The sequence below is a fragment of the Mesorhizobium sp. M1066 genome, assembly GCF_040318635.1.
Taxonomy (GTDB): Bacteria; Pseudomonadota; Alphaproteobacteria; order Rhizobiales; family Rhizobiaceae; genus Mesorhizobium.
Window position 1 is genome coordinate 1 of the sequence record NZ_JAMYMR010000105.1, and the last position, 1,469, is coordinate 1,469.

Below are 1,469 nucleotides of genomic sequence, written 5' to 3' on the forward strand. Positions count from 1 at the left end.
CTAGGCGATTCACACATCTCGCAGGCTCCAGCCGTGTGCTATGGATTGGAAGTACTGAAGGCCGTGGCGGAAGGTGATTGGGCCTGGTGGCTTGGACTTGGGATAGCCATCCCAGCCTCCGAGTTTGGCGATGATCCAGGCGGCCCAGGCCAGAGACTTGGGCGGGTGAGGATTTTTCTGGAGAGCGGTCTTGCCTTCCAACTCGGGCACCAGAGCCTGCAAGGTGTCGATCTCGGCGGGCGTAAAGGCGATCTCGGCGGATTGTGCGGATGCTCCGTCGCGGGCCTGGACAAGCTGCATGATGATGCAGGCGGCGCGTGCGGCGATGGCAGTCAGCTTCATCAGCCGCTCGGCGGTTTCCAACTGACTGTCCTCCAGTTGCAGGCCCTGCTGCTTCAAGGTGCGAAAGAACTGCTCGATGGTCCAGCGCATCCGGTACCAGGCAACCACCTGCCAAGCCATGGCCGAATCTTGAACCGTATGGGTGGTCAGCAGGCGCCAGACGATTGGCTCGGCGTCCGCAGGCGCACCCACCTCAAGCACCTCCACCAGGCTCACCGTCACTGTCTTGGCCAGCCCCTTCTCGATGCAGTTTTGTGGGCGCTTGAGGGCGACTTGGCCGAAGCGGGCCGCCAGATGGGCCGTACGCGCCGGCCGGCCAGGACGAGCGCGCAGCTCCACATCGGCTTCACCGGCCGGCTGCAGCTTTGCCGTCGAGAGCTTGCCGCCCTCGATCAAGCGGTCGCTCATGGCGCGGGTCAGGATATGGAAGTTCGGACCCGGCACGCGGTCCCACTTGGCGTAGATGTCGCTCTCGCGATCGCTCACCTCCGTCACCATCGCAGCCCGCACCAGCACGCCCTTGGCCGCTTCGGCCGTGGCCAGCCAGCGCTGCGATTCCTTGTCGGTCGACAACCGTTGGCCATGTGGCGTTTCCACCCGGCCATCGCGCGTCCAGATCTGGCCCGAGACCAACCCGAGTACCTCGCCCGTTCCCGCATCCAGCGCCAGCATTGCATGCAGCAGCGCGCCTCGGACGTTGCCGCCCTTGCCGGTCTCTCCCAGACCCCTGCGATGCTCTGCCGTGGTCGTAAAGTGGATCTCGCTGGTGTCCTGGATCGCCAGCACGTGATGGCCCGCACAAGCCTGCGAACTCGTCGACCCCCAGCCTTCGATCAGACCCTGCGTCGTCACCCGCCCGTTCGCCAGGAACCGGCCAAAGCCAACGATCCGGCCGCGAGAACCTCCCGCCAGCCGCCGAACGCAAACGCTCTGCCGATCCACCATGAGCCCCAGCAACTGGGCCCCCTTTTTTGCAGGCGCTCGTCGCCGAACGCTCCCAACTCGATCTCATTGGCTGACATCGCGACACCTCCTCAATCCGAGCATCGCCAACAGAATCACATCCCAACGCCAGACAACCAATCAAAAGCGAGTCATCCACCTCAAAAGATGTGTGCATCCCCTAG

1 protein-coding gene is annotated in these 1,469 nt (G+C 64.0%); it reads right to left on the minus strand.

The genetic code is table 11. From position 1 onward, the window contains the following. Nucleotides 1–9: 9 nt before the first annotated feature. Entirely contained in the window at nucleotides 10–1,299 is a 1,290-nt protein-coding gene (locus NKH52_RS35285; RefSeq protein WP_352736884.1) for an IS4 family transposase, read from the minus strand. Nucleotides 1,300–1,469: the final 170 nt, after the last annotated feature.